The 21,059-nt window shown below is 46.3% G+C and carries 20 protein-coding genes, 1 tRNA gene, 1 rRNA gene, 1 other RNA gene and 1 other annotated feature; of the genes, 4 read left to right on the forward strand and 19 right to left on the reverse strand.

What is annotated here, in order from left to right; genetic code table 11:
* Positions 1–566: 566 nt before the first annotated feature.
* The 7 genes from NCCP2222_RS20435 to ffs all read right to left on the reverse strand — a co-directional run bounded on the left by NCCP2222_RS20435 (position 567) and on the right by ffs (position 4,861).
* The gene (locus NCCP2222_RS20435) at positions 567–830 is read right to left on the reverse strand and encodes a pro-sigmaK processing inhibitor BofA family protein (RefSeq protein WP_248514240.1); all 264 of its coding nucleotides are present in this window, start codon (positions 828–830) and stop codon (positions 567–569) included.
* 55 nt (positions 831–885) lie between these two features.
* Positions 886–1,098, reverse strand: a complete 213-nt coding sequence (locus NCCP2222_RS20440; RefSeq protein WP_248514241.1) for a YaaL family protein — start codon at positions 1,096–1,098, stop codon at positions 886–888.
* A gap of 12 nt (positions 1,099–1,110) precedes the next feature.
* Positions 1,111–1,707, reverse strand: a complete 597-nt coding sequence (gene recR, locus NCCP2222_RS20445) for a recombination mediator RecR (RefSeq protein WP_184212647.1) — start codon at positions 1,705–1,707, stop codon at positions 1,111–1,113.
* An 11-nt stretch (positions 1,708–1,718) separates the two neighbouring features.
* Positions 1,719–2,039 (reverse strand): YbaB/EbfC family nucleoid-associated protein, encoded by a 321-nt coding sequence (locus NCCP2222_RS20450; RefSeq protein ID WP_248514242.1) that lies wholly within the window; start codon positions 2,037–2,039, stop codon positions 1,719–1,721.
* A gap of 20 nt (positions 2,040–2,059) precedes the next feature.
* Complete coding sequence (dnaX, locus tag NCCP2222_RS20455; protein WP_248514243.1) at positions 2,060–3,808, reverse strand: DNA polymerase III subunit gamma/tau; 1,749 nt, start codon at positions 3,806–3,808, stop codon at positions 2,060–2,062.
* 191 nt (positions 3,809–3,999) lie between these two features.
* On the reverse strand, positions 4,000–4,461 hold the full coding sequence (locus tag NCCP2222_RS20460) for an S-ribosylhomocysteine lyase (protein ID WP_248514244.1): 462 nt from the start codon (positions 4,459–4,461) through the stop codon (positions 4,000–4,002).
* A 132-nt stretch (positions 4,462–4,593) separates the two neighbouring features.
* Positions 4,594–4,861, reverse strand: an RNA gene (gene ffs / locus NCCP2222_RS20465) — signal recognition particle sRNA large type.
* Positions 4,862–5,061: 200 nt separating this feature from the next.
* Here ffs and NCCP2222_RS20470 point away from each other — a divergent pair.
* Positions 5,062–5,154 (forward strand) — tRNA-Ser (locus tag NCCP2222_RS20470).
* A 116-nt stretch (positions 5,155–5,270) separates the two neighbouring features.
* Here NCCP2222_RS20470 and thrB read toward each other — a convergent pair.
* From thrB to NCCP2222_RS20485, 3 genes are read right to left on the reverse strand one after another with little or no spacing between them, the layout of a single operon-like run.
* Positions 5,271–6,164, reverse strand: coding sequence for a homoserine kinase (gene thrB, locus NCCP2222_RS20475; RefSeq protein WP_248514245.1), 894 nt, complete (start codon positions 6,162–6,164; stop codon positions 5,271–5,273).
* On the reverse strand, positions 6,164–7,222 hold the full coding sequence (gene thrC / locus NCCP2222_RS20480) for a threonine synthase (protein WP_248514246.1): 1,059 nt from the start codon (positions 7,220–7,222) through the stop codon (positions 6,164–6,166). Before thrC ends, thrB begins: the two co-directional genes overlap by 1 nt.
* Positions 7,219–8,517, reverse strand: a complete 1,299-nt coding sequence (locus tag NCCP2222_RS20485) for a homoserine dehydrogenase (RefSeq protein ID WP_248514247.1) — start codon at positions 8,515–8,517, stop codon at positions 7,219–7,221. Before NCCP2222_RS20485 ends, thrC begins: the two co-directional genes overlap by 4 nt.
* Before the next feature lie 155 nt (positions 8,518–8,672).
* Between NCCP2222_RS20485 and NCCP2222_RS20490 the strand changes: the two genes are divergently transcribed.
* A complete protein-coding gene (locus NCCP2222_RS20490) occupies positions 8,673–10,040 on the forward strand; it encodes an aspartate kinase (protein WP_248514257.1) in 1,368 nt (455 codons plus the stop codon).
* A 55-nt stretch (positions 10,041–10,095) separates the two neighbouring features.
* Here NCCP2222_RS20490 and NCCP2222_RS20495 read toward each other — a convergent pair whose 3' ends face one another.
* Together NCCP2222_RS20495 and NCCP2222_RS20500 are read right to left on the reverse strand one after the other, a co-directional pair.
* Entirely contained in the window at positions 10,096–10,764 is a 669-nt protein-coding gene (locus NCCP2222_RS20495; protein WP_248514248.1) for a deoxynucleoside kinase, read from the reverse strand.
* Positions 10,761–11,396 (reverse strand): deoxynucleoside kinase, encoded by a 636-nt coding sequence (locus tag NCCP2222_RS20500; protein WP_248514249.1) that lies wholly within the window; start codon positions 11,394–11,396, stop codon positions 10,761–10,763. The genes NCCP2222_RS20495 and NCCP2222_RS20500 overlap by 4 nt, the downstream gene beginning before the upstream one ends.
* A gap of 130 nt (positions 11,397–11,526) precedes the next feature.
* Between NCCP2222_RS20500 and tadA the strand changes: the two genes are divergently transcribed.
* A complete protein-coding gene (gene tadA / locus NCCP2222_RS20505) occupies positions 11,527–12,024 on the forward strand; it encodes a tRNA adenosine(34) deaminase TadA (RefSeq protein ID WP_248514250.1) in 498 nt (165 codons plus the stop codon).
* A gap of 18 nt (positions 12,025–12,042) precedes the next feature.
* Here tadA and serS read toward each other — a convergent pair whose 3' ends face one another.
* The 3 genes from serS to pdxS all read right to left on the reverse strand — a co-directional run bounded on the left by serS (position 12,043) and on the right by pdxS (position 15,220).
* Entirely contained in the window at positions 12,043–13,317 is a 1,275-nt protein-coding gene (serS, locus tag NCCP2222_RS20510) for a serine--tRNA ligase (RefSeq protein WP_248514251.1), read from the reverse strand.
* Between the two features lie 85 nt (positions 13,318–13,402).
* Positions 13,403–13,612, reverse strand: a binding site (T-box leader).
* 54 nt (positions 13,613–13,666) lie between these two features.
* Positions 13,667–14,239, reverse strand: coding sequence for an NUDIX hydrolase (locus NCCP2222_RS20515; protein ID WP_248514252.1), 573 nt, complete (start codon positions 14,237–14,239; stop codon positions 13,667–13,669).
* Positions 14,240–14,374: 135 nt separating this feature from the next.
* The gene (gene pdxS / locus NCCP2222_RS20520; protein WP_248514253.1) at positions 14,375–15,220 is read right to left on the reverse strand and encodes a pyridoxal 5'-phosphate synthase lyase subunit PdxS; all 846 of its coding nucleotides are present in this window, start codon (positions 15,218–15,220) and stop codon (positions 14,375–14,377) included.
* A gap of 99 nt (positions 15,221–15,319) precedes the next feature.
* On the opposite strand from pdxS, the gene pdxR reads away from it, so the two are divergent.
* Positions 15,320–16,729, forward strand: coding sequence for a MocR-like pyridoxine biosynthesis transcription factor PdxR (gene pdxR / locus NCCP2222_RS20525; protein ID WP_248514254.1), 1,410 nt, complete (start codon positions 15,320–15,322; stop codon positions 16,727–16,729).
* Positions 16,730–16,769: 40 nt separating this feature from the next.
* Here pdxR and NCCP2222_RS20530 read toward each other — a convergent pair whose 3' ends face one another.
* From NCCP2222_RS20530 to rrf, 4 genes are all read right to left on the reverse strand, one after another.
* Positions 16,770–18,113: a serine hydrolase gene (locus tag NCCP2222_RS20530; RefSeq protein ID WP_282570744.1), complete on the reverse strand. Its 1,344-nt coding sequence runs from the start codon at positions 18,111–18,113 to the stop codon at positions 16,770–16,772.
* Positions 18,114–18,290: 177 nt separating this feature from the next.
* Positions 18,291–19,757, reverse strand: coding sequence for an IMP dehydrogenase (gene guaB, locus NCCP2222_RS20535; RefSeq protein WP_248514255.1), 1,467 nt, complete (start codon positions 19,755–19,757; stop codon positions 18,291–18,293).
* Between the two features lie 111 nt (positions 19,758–19,868).
* Positions 19,869–20,348, reverse strand: coding sequence for a glutathione peroxidase (locus NCCP2222_RS20540; protein WP_248514256.1), 480 nt, complete (start codon positions 20,346–20,348; stop codon positions 19,869–19,871).
* Positions 20,349–20,950: 602 nt separating this feature from the next.
* Positions 20,951–21,059 (reverse strand): 5S ribosomal RNA (gene rrf, locus NCCP2222_RS20545); the annotation flags it as partial.

Consider the following 21,059-nt stretch of genomic DNA (forward strand, 5'->3'; position numbering starts at 1 on the left):
GCTCGAGTTTCTTGCTGGCATCATTTAAGATGTCAATTTCGAATCCGAAGATTCATGTTTGTCTTCTTCCCGACAGGGCCGGGTTCCGACTTTATTGTTGACGTTTTGCTGTTCAGTTTTCAAGGTTCATTTCGTTGCCCTCTCTCAGCAGCAACTCTTATATCTTACCACACTCCCAAACCGGAGTCAACAACTTTTTTTAATTTCTTTTGTTCAAGTTGTTTTTCTGTTTAGCAGAAGTGGAACGTTTTCTATATTACCAGCTTGGTTGCTTAAATGCAATACTTATTTCAAAAAAACTTTTTCGCCTATGAAGTTTATTTCCTTTCAAATAAAAAACCCCCTGCATAGCAGGAAGTCCTTTACTTCATTCATACGATACCCAATCCTGTTGCGTGAATGATATTATCCAGTAATACTATTATGCCTACTACTGATAATATGGTTCGTCCAAAAGCATGCCTGCTTACACTTTCATAGGAAGTGATTCATTCCCCATAGCTAATTTCATTCCTTATCGCTGCAATAAAGCATGCCAGGTATGTCCGGTTTAACTCATAAGTCCATCACAGGAATAGGGCAAACGCACATAAAGCCGCCAACCCGGGTATGCCCAAAACGGCCAGCAATAATCCGGAGGCAATGTTAACCGGAAAATAGATCCCGACAAATCCTCCAGCTATATTTAATAAGAACAGCCCGAGAAATGCAAAAGCCAATCGGAACCAGAAGATGGACAGTTTTTCGAACATGGCTTTGACTTGTTTTTTATCTAACATTAATAATAGAAGAAGAAATGCACCTACTAAGATTAGAACTATGATTTTCACGGAAAACGCTCCTTTCGGATGGATGCTACAATATATGCGTCTCCGTGAAAATATATCAGTCTATTCCCAGTCTTCGTATCTTAGCTTCTCTAAATAAATGAAAATGCTTGCTCTCTGCTATTTTCCGCCGCACCATCACTTCTTGGTCGTAGTCGTTTAAATACTTCTCGATTTCCTTTGCCTGTTCCCAATCTCTTTTTGTTTCTATCATTAAGGTTCGCAGGCGGTCATCAAATTCTTTTTTTATCTTTCTCTTACGCCCGAACATGGCGCTGCCCCCCTATAATTCCCGTCGTCCCTCCAGAGCTTTGGATAACGTCACCTCATCGGCGTACTCCAAATCGCCGCCAACTGGCAACCCATGTGCGATCCTCGTTGTTGTAATACCGGATGGTTTTACTAATCTTGAAATATACATGGCAGTCGCTTCCCCTTCAATTGTCGGGTTCGTTGCCAAAATCAGCTCCTGTACTTCCTCATCTTGCAATCGGCTGAGGAGAGAAGGGACATTGATATCTTCAGGACCGATTCCATCCATTGGCGATATCGCACCATGCAAGACATGGTATAGCCCGTTATAATCGCGCATTTTTTCCATTGCAATTACATCTTTCGGGTCTTGGACGACACAAATCATCGAGCGATCGCGTGATTGATCCTGGCAAATATGGCATGGATCCACGTCCGTAATATGTCCGCAGACAGAACAGAAACGCAAATTCCGTTTGGCATCCACCAGCGCTTTCGCAAAGTCCAGAACTGTGTCCTCTTTCATGCTAAGTACAAAAAACGCCAGACGGCCCGCGGTTTTCGGGCCGATGCCTGGCAGTTTCATAAAACTATCGATCAGTTTAGATATTGGTTCAGGATAGTGCATATTCATTCCTCCTAGAACATTCCAGGCAGGTTCAATCCTTTCGTGAATTGCCCCATCGTGGAGTTCGATAATTCTTCCGCTTTCGCCATAGCCTCATTTGTTGCAATCACAATAAGATCTTGGAGCATTTCAGCATCTTCAGGATCGATAACGGATGGATCGATGTTCACTTCCAATACTTCTTTATGTCCGGAAACGACTACTTTCACCATACCGCCGCCTGCTGTACCTTCCAATTGCTTTTCGCCTAGTTCCTCTTGGGCTTCCGCCATTTTCTTTTGCATTTTTTGCATCTGTTTCATCATGCCTTGCATATTCCCCATACCTCGCATATCAAATTCCTCCTCAATAATTAATCATCATGTACTGTTATGAATTCCTTGCCAAACATCTTTTCCGCTTCGATAATCAGTGGATCTTCTGCCTGTTGTTCCGCTTCCTTCATGAAGGATAGCGGCTCATCCGCGTCTGTTTCTTCCGCATCGTCACTTTTCGGCTGGCTTAGCCCATTCGATCGGATGAAATCCTCCCTGACTTTTAGCCAGGATTCTTCTGGAATATAAATTACTTCATATTCTTTTCCTGTTCTGGAACGCAAGGCTTCCGATAATCCGGATCGAAGCGAAGTATTTTCGGATGCCATCAAGCAATGAATTTCATATTTGAATTTTAACACAAAAGCATTATCGGATGCCGCTACCGGTTCGGTTTCTTCCAGAAGAGCCGCATGTGACTTCTGCAAGGTTTGCATCATGCCGGCCCACTCTTCGCGGATCGTCTGAATATCTTTTCGCGTTGCGTTTTTAAGTATTTCATGGATTTTCCCGGTTGGCACACGCACCGTTTGGCTAGTTTTGGACGCACTTCGTTTCGGTTGGCTGCCCACAGATTCCGCAGGACGCACACCGTTTTCCAATTGAGCCTGCAACGAGGCAATCATTTTCTCCATGGCTGCTATTTTATTCCCAATAGCAGGATCGTCCATTGCCCCGCTTGCACGGGATGGAACAGGCGCGCTCTCCAGATGAATCATTTTGAGTAGGGCCGCTTCCACATAGATTTTCGCATGATTAGAAAAACGCATTTCCTGCTGTGTTTTCGATAGGATATCTATATAGGAATAGAGCGTATCCATTTCAAATGCATTCGCCAGCGAAACAAAACGTTCATCTCCCGGGATCAACTCAAGCAGATCCCGTAACTGCGGAGCGGAACGGAGCAAAAGCAAATCTCTGAAAAAGGTGATCATGTCCTCTGCCAGCCGCGCTACATCCTTGCCTGCTGTTACGAGCTGTTCCAGTAAAGACAGGGCAACCGCCGCATCTTTAGATAAAAGCGACTCCGCCAATTGATAAAAGACGTCTTCTCCGACCGACCCTGTCACAAGTAAAGCACCATCGACAGTAATCTTGTCACCGCTGAAAGAAGCGACTTGGTCCAGCATGCTGAGCGCATCTCGCATCCCGCCGGAAGCTGTTTGGGCAATGACCTTCAGTGCGGCTTCCTCTGCCTGTACATCCGCGTCGGCTAATACTTGCTTCATCCGTTCTATTATTTCGACCGACGTGATCGGCTTAAAATCAAAACGTTGACATCGTGAAATGATCGTCAGGGGCAATTTGTGCGGTTCTGTCGTGGCCAAAATGAAAACTGCATGGGGAGGCGGTTCCTCCAATGTTTTCAAGAGGGCGTTGAACGCAGAATTTGAGAGCATATGGACTTCATCGATAATATACACTTTAAAGCGGGCATTCGAAGGAGCAAAACGGACCTTTTCAATAATATCCCGCATTTCCTCGACCCTTGAATTAGAAGCCGCGTCAAACTCGATTACATCTGTATTGGATCCTTCTGTAATACTGATGCACGTCGCACATTCATTACAAGGCTCCTTCGCTGGTCCATTTTCACAATTAAGCGCTTTGGCAAACACTTTGGCGGCACTCGTCTTACCCGTTCCGCGAGGCCCTGAAAACAAATACGCATGCGTCGTCTTCTGATGCAGAAGGGCATTCTGAAGGGTCTGTTTCACATGATGCTGACCAGACATCTCTCCGAATGATTGTGGCCGATAGACACGATAAAAAGCTTGATAAACCACCCGTTCCGACTCCCTTCCGAAGCAATGCAATAGTACTCTTAGTATATCACAAACGCCCTGCCCACACGACCTTTAGAATCGGATAAAAGCATATGTTATCCTTCCCGGGTCATTAAGGAGATGAACACTTGGCCAGCACAGCTTCTATAAGCTAAAATGCAAAAACCCTCCATTCACCGGAGGGCTGGTGCTTATGCAAATACTGTCGTCCACTCGTTCTTTTTCGCAAGCATCTTCCGTGCAATTTCTTTTGCACCTTCCAAGCTGTGGCTTGCTGCCCATCCGCACTGCACTTCGTTGCAGGCTGGAACTTCCGTCGCCTCCAGCACATCGTTTAAGGTTTTCTCTAAGATAAGTAACACATCTTCATAATCCTCATGATTGATCAGAGCGAAATAATAGCCCGTCTGGCAACCCATAGGACTAATATCGACAACCTGATTCGAATGGTTGCGGCTGAATTCCGCCATCATATGCTCAAGGGAATGGATTGCAGGCATTTCCATATGCTCTTGATTCGGCTGGCAAAACCGGATATCGTACTTGAAGATCCGATCCCCATTTGTACCCTCGGTTACCCCTGCGAGCCGGACATAAGGGGCTGCCACTTTCGTGTGGTCCAAATTAAAACTCTCCACATTCATTTGCTTCATTGTCACTTCCACCCTTCTTTTCTCTATTTGAGTACAAGTATACGGGATTCGTCAGAATTAATGAATTTTTATTTTAAATAAAAATAAAAACCCGCCCACCGAAATGGACGAGTTTGATATGCAAGTTAATTGCCGTGCACCTTCCTTTGACTGCCGCACATAAGCGTTACTCCTGTCGACAGCTCGGCCTAGGCGACCCCGCGGCACATGAGAAATACCACTTAATGCTGCTTCCTTCCGGACCTGACATGGTTCATGGGTTCCCATTGCGCAGGACCCAGACGTCAACACTACGTGCAAGAGGCAGGCCCTACAATACGGACAGCCTCAGAGAAGGGATTCAGTCTTGCTAGAGCGGGTTGCAAGTTACAGGGCACCGCTACCTCCCCACCTAGCACGGCTCTCTTAGTATACTCATTCTAGTGTCAAAAATCAAGTCTTCTCCTTTCACACAAACTGGAAATCCTCTCATATGATTCAAAAACGACTGGGGCGCCTTGTAAAAAACAGATTTACGGGAATATATAAACTACAACAAGTTAGTGTGTTTTTTATTGACACTTCCCCTGCAGTCATGATAAATTATGTTCTGTTGAACACGGAGGAATACCCAAGTCCGGCTGAAGGGATCGGTCTTGAAAACCGACAGGGGTGTTAAAGCCCGCGGGGGTTCGAATCCCTCTTCCTCCGCCATTTCATTTAATCAATGCGCATAAAAGTTGGAGATAAAATTCGTTACTGCTTGTAACGGATTTTTTTTATGAAAAAAGAGCCTGCCAGCATATTAATTGCTGGCAGGCTCTTTTATTTTATTGAACATAAGTTCCTTTTGGTGCAGTGGCTGTCGCCAGCGCTTTATAGAACGGAAATTTCTTTTCCAATTCTTCCGCCACCGACTGCTCCGTTCCCTTTTCCGCAGCAATGAAAATGGAGGGTCCTGCTCCGCTGATTGTCATGCCATAAGCGCCAAGCTGATGACAGGCTTCACGCACCAGGTCAAAGTCCGGCAACAACTCTTTCCGGTAAGGCTCGTGGAATATATCCCTTTCCATCATCTGCCCAGCCAGCTTCCAGTCGCCGACTGCGAGAGCTGCCGACAACACACTGCTGGCCGCACTGCCCGCCGCCGCCTCTGCGTGCGAAAGATCACTCGGGAGCAGCTTTCTCGACTCCGTCGTTTTTAGCGCATGGGGCGGAACGAGAAGGACTGCCCCGATCGCCGGGTTCGGCAATTGAAGAAAATGCAGCTCCTTGTCGACGTAATACGTTATGACAGCACCGCCGAGCAGAGCCGCCGCCACATTATCGGAATGTCCTTCGAATTCACTTCCAAAGCGTACCTTTTCATTTGAAGACAAAGAAAGATCGAGGAGCTTGTCGGCTATTTCAATTCCTGCTGCAATTGCCGTTGCGCTGCTGCCGAGTCCCTTTCCAAGCGGAATCTCAGAAACGATACGCAGGGCATGAGGGGAGACCTTTCTGCCAAAACGGTCTGCCACCTTGAGAATCGTCTGGACGAGTAGATTGCTTTCATCCGTCGGCAAACTTGCATATTCATCTCCGATGTAGCAGACTTGCCATTCCGCCGCCTCGGATACTTCCACGGTCATATAGAGGGACAACGCGAGCCCGATGCTGTCATAACCGGGCCCCAGATTGGCCGTCGTAGCAGGTACGACTACTGAAAACAACGGCCCACCCATCACATTGCCTCTTCCTTGAGCCCGTTCAGGAATTCATGGAATTGCTCCATGGACAAGAACGGCTTCTCTTCATTGACACGGATGGCTGTTTCCGGATCCTTCAGCCCATTTCCAGTTAGGACACCCACTACAGTTGATCCTTTTTCAATCAAGCCAGCATCCAGCTGCTTTTTGATACCTGCAATTGTCGCGCAAGATGCCGGTTCTGCAAAAATGCCGTCTGTCGATGCGAGTAAGCGATAGGCTTCCAGGATCTCTTCATCTGTTGCCGAAAGAATGGCACCGTCCGATTCCACTAACGCATTCTTTGCCAGATGCCAGCTTGCCGGGTTTCCGATTCGGATGGCCGTTGCCACTGTCTCAGGCTCCTCAAATACTCGATCATAGACAATCGGAGCCGCTCCGTCCGCTTGAACGCCAAGCAATTTTGGTGTACCGGATCCTTTCTTTTCAGCGTATTCTTTAAACCCTTTCCAAGCAGCCGATATATTTCCTGCATTGCCGACCGGAAGCGCAAAGATGTCCGGCACTTTCCCTAATTGTTCAATCGTCTCGAAAGCGATTGTCTTCTGTCCTTCCAAACGGTATGGGTTTACCGAGTTGACGAGGGCGATTTTTCCTTCGCCGACTTCACGGACCATACGGAGCGCCTCATCGAAGTTCCCTTCGATAGCTACAATTTCAGCACCGTACATTTTCGCCTGCGCCAGTTTCCCGAGCGCAATCCGACCTTCCGGGATGACAACGATTGTTTTCATTCCAGCTCGCGCGCCATACGCTGCGGCAGACGCCGACGTATTGCCGGTCGAAGCACAAATAAGAGCCGTCTTTCCTTCTTCTTTCGCTTTGGCGACAGCCATCACCATGCCCCGGTCTTTAAAGGAGCCAGTTGGGTTTGTCCCTTCTGTCTTCACATATAGATTAATGCCCCACTGTCTCGATAAGTTTTCCAGATGAATTAATGGCGTGTTGCCTTCCTGTAAAGTAAGCGCTGGTGTTTGATCTGTCACAGGCAGCCATTCTTTATATTCTTCAATTAATCCATTCCATCTTCTCATCGTGTTTCCCCCTCGACCCGGTAAAAACTCAACACTTCAATTACCTCAGGTGTATTTTGTAGTTCATTCATAATATCAAGATGCTGCTGGCGGGAGATTTCATGCGTGATCATAATTAAATCTACGCCGCCATTATTCCGATCTGCGTGCTGGATCACCGTTGCAAGACTTGCTCCATGATTGCTGTAAACGGCGGACAATCTCGTCAGCACGCCCACTTCATCCTTAACAGAAATGCGATGGAAGTAGCGTGCGTATTTCTGGCTGTCACTTTTAATTTTACATTTAAATTGCGGGGCATGAAGCCTTTTCCCATTGACACCTAAAAGCAAATTGCGGCATGCCGCGACAATATCTCCCGTGACAGAAGTGGCAGTTGGCAATGAACCTGCTCCCGGTCCATAGAACATCGTTTCGCCGACGGCATCACCGTATACGTAAACTGCATTGAATTCGTTGTTCACCGAAGCCAATGGATGGGAATTCGGCACAAACACAGGTTCCACAGCTACTTCAATGCCGGCCTCATCCTTCTTTGCTGATCCAGCCATTTTAATTGTATAACCGAATTGATCTGCAAGTTCCAAATCGCCTTTCCGTATTTCTTTCATTCCACGTACGAAGACATCCTCCATTCGAACATCAGTAGAGAAGGCCAAAGACGCTAAAATGACCATTTTACGCGCCGCATCGATCCCATCGACATCAGCGGAAGGATCCGCTTCAGCAAATCCAAGTTCCGTCGCCTCTTGTAGCGCTTCCTCATATGTCTTCTTCTCATGTTTCATTTTAGTCAAAATAAAATTCGTCGTGCCGTTGACGATCCCCGTAATGGCGTGGATCCGGTCCGAAGCCAGTCCATCCTCCAATGTACGGATCAAGGGAATTCCGCCCCCGACGCTCGCTTCGTAAAACAGATCGCAACGGTTTTCATCCGCCAATTGAAGCAGCTCTAATCCGGATTGGGCCATGACGTCCTTATTGGCTGTCACGACTCCTTTCCCAGAACGCAATGAGCGTTCAATTGCCTGCTTGGCTTCGCTCGTTCCACCGATTACTTCAACAATGAGATCGATGGTAGGATCTGCGATGATTTCATCCAAATCCGTAGTGAAAATGTCTGCTGACAAATCGGTGTTTCTTTTTTTATTTACATCTTTCACTAACACTTTATTTATTTTAACAGGTACTCCCAGTTTGTGGCTCAAGTCGTCACGGTGTTCGTGCAAAATTTTTGCAACTCCACTGCCGACCACGCCAAAACCAAGCAAACCAATATTGATTTCATTTTTCATTGACGAATCTCCTCACTCTATGTACACTATGAAAATACATTCGTACTCTACATAAGGACATTATAGAGAAATAAATCTTCAATAACAACCCCATTTATGTTAAAGTTCAATATAACACTGAATTGTCATTCTACTAGAAGAAGGATCTGATGAAAATGAAGGTATGCAAATTCGGCGGAACTTCCGTTGCATCTGCTGAGCAAATACGAAAAGTTGTAGATATTGTAACAGCTGACCCACAGCGTCGAATTGTTGTTGTGTCCGCCCCCGGCAAGCGTTTTTCCGATGATATTAAAGTAACCGATCTGCTCATCCGGCTTGCAGAAGCGGCATTACAAGGGGAAGAGACAGAATCCCACTTGAAACGTGTCGTGGATCGATTCCGGGATATTGCAGAAGACCTTGGCCTTTCAAACGATGTTTCGAATGAAATTGAAAAGGATTTGCGCAGCCGATTGACTTGCGACAAGACCGATTCTTTACTATATATGGATACAATGAAAGCAGCAGGCGAAGATAACAATGCGAAAATGATCGCCGCTTACTTCAATCTAATTGGTGTAGAGGCAAAATACGTCAGTCCTAAAGAAGGCGGACTTCTCGTCAATAATCGTCCTCAGGCCGTCCGTGCATTGCCAGAAGGCGATGAGCAGCTTGCCAAATTGCGGGATGAATCTGCTCTTATTGTGTTTCCCGGATTTTTCGGCTATACAAAAGACGGAACACTCCGTACTTTCAATCGTGGCGGTTCAGACATTACCGGCTCTATCGTGGCAGCTGCCGTGGAAGCGGATCTATACGAAAACTTTACGGACGTTGACTCTGTTTTTGCAGCCAACCCGACTGTCATTGAAAATCCAGTTCCCATTAAGACAATGACGTATCGGGAAATGCGGGAGCTGGCTTATGCAGGCTTCTCTGTGTTCCATGATGAAGCGCTTATCCCGGCTTTCCGGAAGTCGATCCCTGTCAGCATTAAAAATACGAATAATCCCGATGCACCTGGCACATCGATCGTCAAAGAACGGGATTATCATGAGCAGCAAGTAATCGGAATTGCAGCGGATAGTGGGTTTACAGCCATTTATGTTGATAAATACTTAATGAATACAGAGATTGGCTTCGGTCGCAGACTTCTGCAAATTTTCGAGGAAGAAGATATTTCGTACGAGCATACACCATCCGGCATCGATAACCTGTCGATTATCATCCGCACTTGTTATTTGCCGCTAGACAAAGAACAACGAATTGTAGAACGGATTCATAGAGAATTAGACCCTGACGCAGTCATCGTAGAACATGATTATTCGATGATCGTCCTAGTAGGAGAAGGCATGCAGTATACAACTGGTCTCGCTGCCCGTGCCGCCAGCGCGATTGCGAGCACTGGAGCGAATATTGAAATGATCAATCAAGGCTCTTCTGAAGTAAGTCTCGTGTTCGGTGTAAAGGTTCCTGATGAGGATAAAATTTTGAGGGCATTATATGCGGAGTTCTTTCAGAAGACTTCTGTTCATTCCTAATAAAAATCAAACGCAGCTGGATGTGTGATATCCGCTGCGTTTTTTATTCATCGTATCAATTTTTTAGCAGGCTCGATAAGTTCAGCATATTGCCGATTCGCTCAACAATGGCTTCCACTTCTTGAGGACGTTCCACCAAATCGTAATCAGTAATATCAATTCGGAGCACCGGGCACGCATTAAAGGAATCAATCCACTTCGCATACCGGTTATATAGCCCTTCCCAGTAGGAGACTGGCGTGTGCTGCTCCATATCACGGCCACGCTCCTGAATTCGGGAAAGAATGGTTTCAAACGGTCCATCCAAATAGATCAGCAGATCCGGATGCGGGAAATATGGCGTCATGACCATCGCTTCAAACAATTTCGTATATGTATCGAAATCGACCGGGTCCATCGTCCCTTGATCTTTATGCATCGTGGCAAAGATGCCAGTATCTTCATAAATGGAGCGATCTTGAATAAAACCGCCGCCATATTCAAAAATCCGTTTTTGTTCCTTAAAACGTTCCGCCAGGAAATAAATCTGAAGATGGAAGCTCCATTTTTCAAAGTCATCGTAAAATCTATCCAAATACGGATTTTCATCGACGTTTTCCAAAGATGTGCGGAAGCCAAGTGCTTGTGCAAGTGCATGAGTCATCGTTGATTTTCCGACACCTACAGTACCTGCAATGGTAATTACCGCATTTTTAGGAATGCCGTATGTTTCTCGTAAGTTCATCGTACTGCTCCTTTTTGTATCGTCTTTTCTACTTGTTCTAAAATGAATTGAAGATCTTTTTCGCGGCTGACAAAATCAATTTCATCTCCATTGAATCGAAGGACGGGAATATCCGGATGCATCTTTTCAAAGTCCGCAATGAAATGCTCATAATCCTCTGAAAGTCTTTCCAAGTAGGATGGTTCAATCAACCTTTCAAAATCACGGCCTCGCAGCGCAATCCGTTTCATCAGCGTATCCAACGAAGCATGCAGATAGACGATGACGTTCGGAACAGGCATGTCCCTCGTTAATATATGATAAATCTCTTCGTATTTCGCATATTCCTCTGGCGACAGTGTGCGACGGGCAAAAATAAGATTCTTGAAAATATGATAATCCGCCACGACAGGCCGCTCGTGTTGCAAGAAATGTTTCTGGATATCACTTAATTGCTTATATCGATTACAGAGGAAGAACATTTCCGTTTGGAAACTCCATTCCTCAATATTCTCATAAAATTTATCTAAAAACGGATTTTCATTCACAATCTCACCTAATTGGTGAAACTGGAATTTGTCCGCAATCGCTTTCGAAAGCGTCGTCTTTCCAACGCCAATTGGCCCTTCCACCGTTATAAACGGTACTGACATGTCAAGCTCCCCTTCAACTCAATTTCTGCTCTTCATTTTACCATAGCGGCATTCGGAAACATAGCGTCTGCAAGCAAAATAGCGCGAGGCATTCCAATGATGATACACTAGGGGCAAGGAGCGATAGAGGATGGAAACAAACAACGATCAAACATACATGAACTTAGCAATAGAAGAAGCAAAAAAGGCGGAAGCCATTGGCGAAGTGCCGATTGGTGCAGTTATTGTCAAAGACGGAATCGTCATCGCACGGGCACATAATTTGAGGGAAACCACTCAAAACGCCGTGACCCACGCTGAACTGTCCGCCATTCAGGATGCGTGCAGCGAAGTCGGCAGCTGGCGGCTGGAGGAAACGACGTTATATGTCACACTGGAACCGTGCCCCATGTGTGCGGGCGCCATTTTACAGTCTAGAATCCCCCGGGTCGTCTACGGTGCACGTGATCCAAAAGCGGGCTGCGTCGATTCGTTATATCGATTGCTGAACGACAGCCGATTCAATCATGAATGTGAAGTGACAGAAGGCGTACGGGCGGAAGAATGCGGGGCACTGCTAACAAACTTCTTCCGAGGATTGCGCGAACAGAAAAAGGCAGCAAAAAAGGCCATGCGTGAAGTCGAATGACTCGCATGGCCTTTTATATTACTTAATGACTTCCACTCCACCCATATAAGGACGAAGCACTTCCGGAACGATGACAGAGCCATCTTCCTGCTGATAATTCTCTAAAAGAGCGGCAACCGTACGTCCAACCGCAAGTCCGCTTCCGTTCAATGTATGAACGAATTCAGGCTTGGCGCCTTGTTCTCGGCGGAAACGGATCGAAGCGCGTCGTGCTTGGAAATCTTCAAAGTTAGAACAAGAAGAAATCTCGCGGTACGTGCCTTGCGTCGGAATCCACACTTCAATGTCGTATTTCTTAGCCGCTGTGAATCCTAGATCCGCTGTGCACATTTTGAGTACACGGTACGGCAGGCCAAGAAGCTGAAGCACCTTCTCTGCATGGCCTGTTAATTTCTCCAACTCATCATAAGAATCTTCCGGCTTTACAAAACGGACCAATTCCACTTTATTGAACTGATGCTGGCGAATCAAACCGCGCGTATCACGGCCCGCTGATCCCGCTTCAGAACGGAAATTCGTGCTGTACGCTGTAAAAGCAATCGGCAGCTGGGCACCGTCGATAATTTCATCACGGTAGAAGTTTGTTACAGGCACTTCAGATGTCGGAATCAAGAAATAATCTTCTTCTTGAATTAAGAAAGCATCTTCCTCAAACTTAGGCAGCTGGCCAGTTCCCGTCAAACTTGTCCGGTTGACCATATACGGTGGCAGCATTTCCTCGTAGCCATGTTCACTCACATGCAAATCTAGCATGAAGCTGATCAAAGCACGCTCAAGTCGTGCACCAAGACCGCGATAGAATACAAAACGGCTTCCTGTTACTTTTGCGGCACGTTCAAAATCAAGCAGATTCAATTCTGTCCCGATCTCCCAATGCGGCTTCGGCTCAAAACCGAATTCAGGGACCTCTCCCCATTTGCGGACTTCCACATTATCATCTTCACTGTCCCCGACAGGAACACTTTCATGCGGGATATTCGGAATACGCATCAAAACGTAATTCAGATCCTCTTCCACTTGGTTAAGCTGCTCATCCAGTACTTTAATCTCATCCCCGACTTCACGCATCCGTGCGATTACATCGTCGGCGTTCTCTTTGTTGCGTTTCATTTCCGCCACTTTTTGCGAAACTTCATTCCGCTCCGCCTTCAGCACTTCCACTTTAGAAATCAATTCTCTCCGTTTTTCATCCAAACCGAGAAACTTATCAAGATCCGTTAAATCTTCTCCACGCTTTGTCAATTTTGCTTTCACTTCATCAAAATTGGCGCGCAATACTTTAATGTCCAACATAATTGCTTCCTCCTTTTTCTGTTTTGACGATGGGAACCGAGCCCAGCTTAGTTTTGCGCAATAAAAAAAGCCCTCCATCCCCTATACAAGGGACGAGAACTACCCGCGTTGCCACCCAAATTGACCGGCTCAAGCCGATCCACTCTTTGGAATAACGGTCCAATTACCGGCGTAGGCCTACTTCATTCAACCCAGCTACTCAGGGACGGATTCACAAGTGTCTTTACCGGCTTGCACCACCCGCCGGCTCTCTGGAAAAAACGGACTCGCTACTGCTTCCCATCATCGTCTTTAATTATGGAACTAAATGTACACTTACTTTACTACACCCTAAACCATTTGGCAAGACTTAGCCAAAATACGAGGCCACCGCTTCTAAGTAACTTGTTTCATGTGGAACAAAATCATGTAATTCAATTGTTTCAAACAAGTCATTCTCAATATTTCTGACCTGTACCGTACGAGCTGTCCTTCTGAAAAGTGCCTGCAAATCCGTAATAGAAACAGCGTGGATGCTTGCCACTTCTTCCTCTTGCAATGAAAAATCCGCGGGGTTGAATGAGGAGCTATACAAAAAGACATTCGTGAATTCCCTGTCAATAAAATCAGGAAGTTCAATGACATCTCGTACGACGCCCATCCATTGCAGCTTTGTTTCATCTACTGACAATCCAAGTTCTTCCTCAACCTCACGAAGGCCATCCATTACATTTTCATCTGAAAACAAGTGACCTGCCGCCGTTATATCAAAAAGGCCAGGGAAATCTTTCTTTGCAGCACTTCTCTTCTGTATCAATACCTCATCTCCATCTACTAGCCAGCAATGAAACGTCTCATGCCATAGCCCTTTCGCATGGATGACATCCCTTGATTCCTCACATACATAGTTATACTGCTCATCGTAGACTTTCAACTTCTCCATTAGTATGACCCTGCCTTCCGTAAAAATCCTTCCTAGTTATGCGATGCTTTAGCGTCTGCCTTCTTAGAGCCTATCAAAAGGAAACGAAGAAATCAAAATGGACAGGAACAATCTCGTGTCCTGTCCACTCATTCATTATACGCCGCGTACGGCCATCAATTCACTTTCTGCCAGCTTTCCGATTTCCAGTCCTTTCATCGGCGTGCCGATATCCTTCGATAACTCGCCAATCAATGTATAGTTTCTGAAATCCTCTGTAGCCTGAACGATGGCACGGGCAAATTTTCTAGGGTTGTCGGACTTGAAGATGCCGGATCCGACGAATACGCCGTCAGCTCCAAGCTCCATCATGAGCGCCGCATCTGCTGGAGTTGCCACACCACCTGCCGCGTAATTAATGACCGGAAGTCGTTTTGCCTCCCGGATCGCCAGCAGCACTTCGTAAGGGGCACCCATATCACGGGCTTCGACCATCAATTCATCATTGCTCATGTGGATGACCTTATTCACTTGCGCATTGACCATCCGAAGATGACGGACCGCTTCGACGATGTTCCCCGTGCCTGGCTCTCCCTTCGTCCGCAGCATTTTAGCTCCCTCACCAAGCCGGCGGGCCGCTTCCCCTAAATTTCTTGCACCACAGACGAAGGGCACGTTATAGTCGCTCTTCAATAAGTGAAACTCTTCATCTGCCGGTGTCAGCACTTCACTTTCGTCAATATAGTCGACACCCATTGCTTCGAGTACTCGTGCTTCTGATATATGTCCGATTCTGACCTTTGCCATCACTGGAATCGAGACCGCCTTCTGCACTTCTTCAATTATGCGCGGGTCCGCCATTCTGGCCACGCCCCCTGCCGCACGAATATCGGACGGTACGCGCTCAAGTGCCATAACAGCAACTGCGCCAGCGGCCTCCGCCACTTTCGCTTGCTCTGCATTAATGACGTCCATGATGACGCCTCCATATCTGAAATCCATTGACTCTTCCCCCTATTCGTTTTTTACAGTATACTTGATAATGACCATAATGAAATGACCAGTTTTGACATAATCAAAGTGGTCAGATGGAGTGGAAATATGGAAATGCTCTTAATTGAACTGGACAAACAAAGCCAAGTGCCGCTATATGAACAAATTTATAATCAAATAAAAAACGATATAACAGATGGAAAGTTGGAAGTTGGAGCGAAACTGCCTTCCAAGCGAAAACTGGAAGACTTCCTGAACGTGAGTCAAACGACCATTGAGCTGGCATATAGTCAATTAGTGGCGGAAGGGTTCATTTCTACAAAGCCTAGGCAAGGCTACTACGTGCAGGCGATTGAGGAATTGGCGTATGTTCAGCCCGTAAATCAAGAAAGGATTTCTGTTGTTCCCGAAAAGGAGAAGATGCAACTAGATTTTTCTCCAGGGCAAATCGATATGGATTCCTTCCCGTTTACAAAGTGGAAAAAATACGCGAAAGAAGTTATGGATGATTCGTCCAAGCATTTATTATCTCTTGGGCATCCCCATGGCGACTTGGAGCTAAGACGGGAAATCGCACGCTATTTATATCATTCGAGAGGCGTCGAGTGTACGCCAGAACAAGTTATTGTCGGTTCCGGAACAGAGCAGCTGTTGCCTTTGCTCATTCGGATACTGGGGCCGGCAGCTGTCTATGCCATTGAGGATCCGGGATATCCGCTCACTCACCATGTGTTCTACCATAATAACCGGGAGGCTGTTCCTATCCCAGTTGATGATGAAGGGCTGGATGTCCAAGCGTTGCAGCAGACAGCTGCTACCGTTGCCTATGTGACGCCTTCCCACCAATTTCCGACCGGAACCGTATTATCGGCAGCACGCCGTACCGCCCTGTTGAACTGGGCGGCAGCCGAAGAGGACCGTTACATCATTGAAGACGATTACGATAGTGAATTTCGTTATACAGGACGGCCAATCCCATCCCTGCAAGGCATGGATAAGTCGGGGAGCGTCATTTACGTCAGTACGTTTTCGAAGTCGCTCATGCCCTCGTTGCGGATTGCCTATATGGTTTTGCCGCCGCGCCTGCTCGAACACTATTCCAAGGCTTTTATCCATTATGCCTCTACTGTTCCGCGGTTTGACCAGCACATTTTAGCCCGCTTCATGGAGGATGGCCAATTCTCTCGTCACCTAAATCGAATGCGGAAATTGTATAAGCGCAAGCTTTATTTAGTAACCGACACGCTTGCAGCTTATGCTCCCGATCTCTCCTATTCAGGCGAAGAAGCAGGCATGCATATTATTATCAATGTACAAATCGGCAAAGACGAAGAAACCTTGATCGATCAAGCCAGGAGCAAAGGCATCCGTGTGTATGGATTAAACGGCTACATGAAAAAGCAAACAGGACAGCAGCCTGCGATCCTCCTCGGCTTTGGTGGACTGCCAGAGACCGGTATAAGGGACTCCATACACCGCCTGATGGACGCATGGCAAATTCCCCTTTCCCGCATATAAAAAAGTCGATGGATCCGAAACGATCCATCGACTTTTCATTTCAATCAAACCAGCCTTTTACAAAGCCCGTAACACTTTCCCAAATACCAACAAAGAAGTTGCCGATCGCACTTAACATAAGTGAGAACCAGCCTGCCTTCTCGACAGTTGTCGTTGTAACAACATCCATCTTGGCATCCTTGGAATCAATATAGCCGTAATCGGTTCCTTCCGTTTTCGCCAGCTTCACATGTCCAACGACTGTGCCTGCCTTAACGGGTGCATCGATTTGGCCATTCTTGACCACTTTCTCATCGAGCACAAGCTCCGGTACGTATTGATCTTTTTCATTAGTTTTTACCATCATCTTGATCGGTTCTTTTACTTCGATGGCAACTGTTTTTTCTTTACCTTTATTAATATCCACGGTCTTTTGTTTTTCGAACTTATAGCCAGCCGGCACAATTTCCTGCTCGGAGAATTGGCTGAAACCGTAGTCGAATAATGCACGAGTTGCATCAAACCGGGCTTTATAGGATCCAACGCCCTTTGCATCGACCGCCTTCATAACAACCGCAATAAGGCGTTTGCCGTCACGCGTAGCCGTTCCTGTGAAACAGTGGCCCGCAAAGTCAGTCGTACCCGTTTTCAATCCATCGACGCCTTGATACTCATACACCAACCCAGGCAGCATGAAGTTCCAATTGTGCATTTCAATAGCATCTGTCGTTCCTTCACGGAATGTCTTCTTGCTGATTTTCGTTGTTTCGAGAACTTCTGGATAATCATGGATCAAACGGTACGCCAAAAGGGCAACCGATTTAGCTGGCATAACGTTTTCATCTTCCGGGCCTGTCCCTTGCGGATGCATGCCTTGCAGATCTTTATTATTCAATCCTGTCGAGTTGACGAATTTATAATCTGTAAGTCCAAGTTCTTTCGCTTTGGCATCCATCATCTTCAAAAATTCTGTTTCCGTGCCCGCAATTGTTTCTGCAATGGCAATCGTCGCAGCATTTGCAGAATAGATGGCAAGCGCCTCATACAGCTCCCGAATCGTATAGGTACCATCTTTACGTAATGGAACATTACTTAAACGCCGATCCTGGGAAATCGCGTATGTATAATCAGTAACCCGGTACTCCTGATCCCAGCTGATCTTCCCTTCGCTAATCGCTTCAAAAAGAAGATACTCTGTCATCATCTTCGACATACTTGCGATGCCAAGTGGAGTTTCGGCATTTTCTTCATATAGTATTTTTCCACTTTCCGCGTCAATCAAAATGGCGCCGTCCACATGCAAGCCAAGTGCCGACTCAGCTTTTGCAACGGGGGCTCCGAACGACATTAACAAGAGCAACGGCATTAGCAAAACCGCCACCCATTTTCTCAATTCCTTTTTCACCCTGTTACCTCCGTTAATACTATTTCCTACGATATATTTTAACACAATGCCCAACCAATAAGGACAGGAACTTGAAAATGGCACAATCTGCTCAAAAAAAGCACCTTTCCAACTGTAATAGGGACGATGGAAAGGTGCCGAAGTTCCTTATATTAACGAATAATTCAGCAGATGCATTTAAGAGATTGAGTAATTTGGCGCCTCTTTTGTAATTTGGACGTGGTGTGGATGGCTTTCACGCAACCCTGCTCCCGTCATACGGATAAATTGGGCCTTCTCACGCAGATCAGTGAGATCTTTCGTTCCGCAATATCCCATACCAGCGCGGATACCGCCAACCAACTGATGAATAGTGTCAGGAAGCGGCCCTTTGTATGGCATCCGGCCTTCAATTCCTTCAGGAACCAGTTTCTTCGCTTCCTCTTGGAAATAGCGATCTTTTGACCCTTTTTCCATGGATGCCACAGAACCCATCCCGCGGTACACTTTGAATCGGCGGCCTTGGAAGATTTCTGTTTCTCCCGGGCTTTCCGTCGTGCCTGCAAGCAAACTGCCGAGCATGACAGCATGTCCGCCAGCTGCAAGTGCCTTCACAATATCACCAGAGAACTTAATGCCGCCATCTGCGATAATTGACTTGCCATGCTTACGTGCCTCAGTCGCACAATCGTACACGGCAGTGATTTGAGGAACACCCACACCCGCTACAACACGAGTCGTACAGATAGATCCAGGACCTATACCAACCTTCACTACGTTCGCTCCTGCTTCATACAATGCAGCTGTGCCTTCAGCTGTGGCTACGTTGCCAGCGATAATATCAAGGTCAGGATACGCTTTGCGAATTTGAGCGACCGTTTCGATAACACCTTTAGAATGGCCATGAGCCGTGTCCAAAACGATGACATCCACTTCGGACTCCACCAACTTTTGAACGCGCACCAACGTATCAGAAGTGACACCAACCGCAGCCCCTACAAGCAGGCGGCCTTGAGAATCCTTCGCGGCATTCGGGAATTCAATGACCTTCTCAATATCCTTGATTGTGATCAACCCTGTTAAAATGCCTTGCTCATCCACGATTGGCAACTTTTCAATCTTATATTGCTGCAAAATCTTTTCAGCGTCTTCCAACGTAGTGCCAACTGGTGCAGTCACAAGATTGTCCTTCGTCATCACATCATTGATCATCATGGAGTAGTCCTGAATGAAACGCAGATCCCGATTCGTCAGGATGCCGACTAATTTACGCTCGTCCATGTTATTGACAATCGGCACGCCGGAAATGCGGTATTTCCCCATCAGATGCTCCGCATCATACACTTGATGCTCTGGAGTAAGGAAGAATGGATTTGTAATGACCCCGTTTTCAGAGCGCTTTACAGTAACAACCTGTTCCGCCTGCTCTTCAATACTCATGTTCTTATGGATGATCCCAAGACCACCCTGACGCGCCATAGCGATCGCCATTTTTGCTTCCGTCACAGTATCCATCCCCGCACTGATGATTGGGATATTCAACGTAATCTTGTCTGTGAGCTTCACAGAAAGAGATACATCCTTCGGCAACACCTCTGATGCTCCAGGTACAAGCAAGACATCGTCAAATGTCAGTCCTTCACGCGTAAATTTCGTTTCCCACATTCCATTTGGCCTCCTCATTGTTGATATAGTTCAGTAAATATTATTAAATAGGGTATCAGTGCCCCAGATGACTGTCAAGAAGGCTCCATTAAGTAAAAGTATTCCTATTATTCATTGAATGAGCTTCTCGATCGACTTCTTCATCTTAAGCGGCGGCGTATTCGGAGCAAATCGTTCCACCACTCGTCCTTGGCGATCAATCAAGAACTTCGTAAAATTCCACTTGATGCCTTCCACCAAAAATCCCTTTTGCTCAGACGTCAAAAACGCAAATAAAGGATGCTGCTCCTTTCCTTTCACGTCAGTCTTCTGGAACATCGGGAAGGTAACACCATAATTACGCTGGCAAAAAGCCAACGTATCCTCCATATCTTCGAATTCCTGATTATTAAAATTATCCGAAGGAAATCCGAGAATGATAAAATCTTGATTCTTGTATTCCTCATATAAGGACTGTAACTCTTCGAATTGTTTAGTGAAGCCGCATTTACTTGCAGTATTGACAATCACCATCACTTTTCCTCTATAGTCTGCCAAAGATTCCTCAGTTCCATCCGGCTTCATCACGGAAAAATCATAAATTGTTGTCATAGGAAAGACTCCTCTCCAGTTTCTTATTATTAACAATAAGACAAAAACAAACCGTTTGCAAAAAGCTGAAACGAACTAGGAGGCTTTTCTCTTCTTTTATGAGTATTTTGGCGAGGAATCATTAATTGCGATAGTTAGGCTTCGTTGGGAGGATTGGACAACCTTTCGACTGATGTAGTGATAAGGAGTGAGGGGTGATTTATGATTTAAGTACAACCTTGTTCGGTGGAAGGGTTATTTTTTATGTGGGACTCAGCATGGGGCTGTGGAATTGAAGAAATATCGTGGCAAACCTACTTGAATTGTAGTCAAGCGGTGATCAATTTAGGTTAGACGGTGATAGAATTCGTTTAGGCGGTGATAGAACTCGTTTACCCGGTGATAGGACGGTTTCAGGCGGTGATAGAAAGGAATTCAAGGAGATTGGCGATTTGATCATCTCTCAGGATCTCGCTCCAAAGGGAAGCCTCTGTGGCAAAGCCGCTTTACTAACCATCGGTTCCTGCTTACATCAAGTGTTTCTTAAAAGATTTTTAAAGATACCTGACGGTATCGATTATATTTAAGCATAAAAAAACCATCCCCCACAGGGGATGGCCTTTGCCCGGCGACGTCCTACTCTCACAGGGGGAAGCCCCCTACTACCATCGGCGCTGAAGAACTTAACTTCCGTGTTCGGTATGGGAACGGGTGTGACCTCTTCGCCCTCAT

The sequence above is a fragment of the Sporosarcina sp. NCCP-2222 genome (genome assembly GCF_023168145.1).
In the GTDB taxonomy this organism is placed as follows: domain Bacteria; phylum Bacillota; class Bacilli; order Bacillales_A; family Planococcaceae; genus Sporosarcina.